This is a genomic window from Arthrobacter sp. HMWF013, from assembly GCF_003061105.1.
Taxonomy (GTDB): Bacteria; Actinomycetota; Actinomycetes; order Actinomycetales; family Micrococcaceae; genus Arthrobacter.
The window spans coordinates 1-3,106 of record NZ_QAIQ01000498.1; the positions used below are offsets into that span (position 1 = coordinate 1).

2 protein-coding genes are annotated in these 3,106 nt (G+C 67.5%); both read right to left on the reverse strand.

All coding sequences use genetic code 11. The annotated features are described in order from the left end of the window. A partial coding sequence (locus DBR22_RS17640) for a formate--tetrahydrofolate ligase (RefSeq protein ID WP_108600090.1) occupies positions 1-1,680 on the reverse strand: 1,680 nt, incomplete at its 3' end. A gap of 35 nt (positions 1,681-1,715) precedes the next feature. Then, positions 1,716-3,023: a D-inositol-3-phosphate glycosyltransferase gene (mshA, locus tag DBR22_RS17645; protein WP_108600091.1), complete on the reverse strand. Its 1,308-nt coding sequence runs from the start codon at positions 3,021-3,023 to the stop codon at positions 1,716-1,718. Positions 3,024-3,106: the final 83 nt, after the last annotated feature.

Below are 3,106 nucleotides of genomic sequence, written 5' to 3' on the forward strand. Positions count from 1 at the left end.
GGTGAGGCCTACGGGGTTGCCGGAGTCGTCCACGTCCATGCGCATCGCGGCCGGGGCTGCAGGCAGGCCGGGCATGGTCATCACCGCACCCGTCAGCGCCACGATGAAGCCTGCGCCGGTCTTGGGGATGAGATCGCGCACGTGGATGGTGAAGCCCTTCGGCGCGCCCAGCCTGGCGGCCTCGTCGCTGAAGGAGTACTGGGTCTTGGCCATGCAGACGGGCAGCCCGGTCCAGCCGTTCTTTTCGATGTCGGCCAGCCGTTTCAGGGCAGGAACGGAGAAGTCCACGCCGTCGGCACCATAGATCTCCTGGGCGATGGTCCTGATCTTCTCCTCCACAGGCAGATCCAGCGCATACAGGTGCCGGAAACTGTTCGGCGCTGCCACCACGGCCGCCACCTTGGCTGCCAGTTCGTCGCCGCCGTCCCCGCCGCCGCCGCGGCCCCAGACATCGGCCACCGCGGCCTGGACACCCTCCGCCGCGCACCACTCCAGCAGCCAGCTGAGCTCCTCTTCGGTGTCGGACGAGAACCTGTTGATGGCCACCACCGGGGTCACGCCGAACTTCTCGACGTTGTGCACATGCCGCCGGAGATTCGCCACCCCGGCCTGGAGCGCCTCGAGGTCCGGTTCGCGGAGCCGGTCCACCGGCACGCCGCCATGCATCTTCAGCGCCCGCACCGTTGCAACAACCACCACCGCGGAGGGCGCCAGCCCGGCCACCCGCGCCTTGATGTCCATGAACTTTTCCGCTCCGAGGTCGGCCCCGAAGCCGGCCTCGGTGACCACGATGTCCGCGAGCCGCCGTGCCGTCTGGGTTGCAATCAGCGAATTGCAGCCGTGCGCGATGTTGGCGAAGGGCCCGCCGTGCACCAGCGCAGGGGTCCCGGCGATGGTCTGTACCAGGTTCGGTTTGATGGCCTCCTTGAGCAGGAGGGTCAACACGCCCTGGACGCCGAGGTCCGCCACCGTGACCGGCGTCCGGTCATAGGTGTAGCCGAACGTGATGCGGCCCAGGCGCTCGCGGAGATCGGCAAGGTTCTCGGCGAGGCAGAAGACGGCCATGATCTCGGAGGCCACCGTGATGTCGAAACCGTCCTGCCGGGGGACGCCCTGGGTGGGTCCGCCGAGGCCGATGACCACCTCGCGGAGCGCCCTGTCGTTCATGTCCAGGACCCGCTTGAACGTCATCCGCCGCGGGTCGATGTTCAGCTGGTTGCCCTGGTAGATGTGGTTGTCCACGAGCGCCATGAGGGCGTTGTTGGCCGAGGTGATGGCGTGGAAATCACCCGTGAAGTGCAGGTTGATCTCGTCCATGGGCAGCACCTGGGAGTAGCCGCCGCCTGTTGCGCCGCCCTTCATGCCCAGGACAGGACCGAGCGAGGGTTCGCGCAGGGCAATCATCACCTTGTGGCCCAACCTGGCCAGCGAATCAGCCAGACCCACGGTAGTGGTGGACTTCCCCTCACCGGCGGGGGTGGGCGACATCGCCGAAACCAGCACCACCTTCCCGGCCGGCGCGGGCGCCTCGAGCCGCGCGGGGTCGATCTTGGCCTTGTACCGCCCGTACTGTTCCAGCGCAGCCTCGTTGATGCCGGCGGCCGCCGCGATCTTCTTGATCGGCCGGATGGTAGCCTGCCGTGCGATCTCGAGGTCAGTAAGCGTATTCCGTTCAGACATCCTTGTCCTTTGGTCGGGTACAGCGGCTGTTTGGCTTAGAAATCGTTGGGCACGGGACTCGGAACGGCAGGGTGGGACGGGACAGCAGAGACGGCGGTGCTCAGCCTGCGCCCCGAAAAGTCGTCGACGGCGGCCCGGTACGTTTCCAGCGTCAGGGCGGCGGTGTGCTGCCAGCCGGAGTTCTGGGCCTGGATGGCCGCCGCGAGCCCCATGACCTCGCGGGTGGCAGGGTCGTCGTACATGGCCTCGAGCGCATCTGCCCAGTCCGAGGCGTGGTGCCCGTCCACCAGGAGGCCGGTGCGGCCGTGGCTGATGGCACGCGAGAGACCGCCCACCCGGGTTGCCACCACCGGCGTGCCGCAGGCCTGGGCTTCGAGCGCCACCAGGCCGAAGGACTCACTGTAGGAAGGCATCACCACGACGTCGGCCGCCCTGAACCAGGACGCCAGCACCGGTGCGCTGACCGGCGGAAGGTGCGTGACGACGTCGTCCATTCCCGCCTCGGTGATCAGCTGGTGCAGGTTGAAATCCTTGTTGCCGCTCAGCGCGCCCAGGATGGTGATCCGGAGATCGATGTCCGGGCGCCGGGACCGCAGCTTGGCGGCGGCCTTAAGGAGGATCTGGGGTCCTTTCAGTCGCTGGATCCGGCCGGCGAAGAGGATGTGGAAAGTTTCCGGCGGCACCCCGTGTTCGGCCCGGGACCGCGAGCGGAAGGCGGGGGTAAACGTGCCGAGGTCCACCCCCGGCGGCGCGATATCAATCCGGTCGGGATCGGCACCGTAGTGGGATTCGAGTTCTGTGGCCTCGGCGGTGGTGTTGGCGATCAGGCGTGCCGCGCCGTCGACGATCCGGTGCTCGCCCTCCTCCCGCCGCCGCGGCTCGGGCTTCTCGCCGGATTCGAGCAGGAGGTTTTTGACCTTGGCCATGGTGTGCATGGTGTGGACCAGCGGAACGCCCCAGAGCTCGGAGAGTTCCAGGCCGGCGATCCCGGACACCCAGTAGTGGGAATGGATGATGTCATACCGGCCGTGTTTCTGGCGCCGGCGGATCTGCTCGATCTCGGCCACCATGCTGTGCAGCAGCTCGGGCAGTTCTTCCTTGGGGATCTTCCGCGACGGCCCGGCCAGCACATTATGCACGCACACGCCGGGGTCCGGATGCTCGACGGCGGGCTGCTTGGCTGACGTGGCGCGCGTGAAAATCTCCACCTGAACGCCGGTCTCGGCCAGTGCTGATGCCAGTTCCCGGATGTAGACGTTCATTCCGCCGGCGTCGCCGGAGCCCGGCTGCTCCATGGGGGAGGTGTGGAGGGAAAGCAGTGCGACCCTGCGGATCAGTGTCATCCCTGCCCCTTCCCGCTGCCGGAACGCGCGCCGGCCACGCTGTTCTCCACTCGGTAAAACACTACTCCTGCCGACGCCACAGC

Bases quoted from the DNA above. Each gene is read 5' to 3' on its own strand.
- mshA (WP_108600091.1), bottom strand. From the start codon at position 3,023: ATGACACTGATCCGCAGGGTCGCACTGCTTTCCCTCCACACCTCCCCC.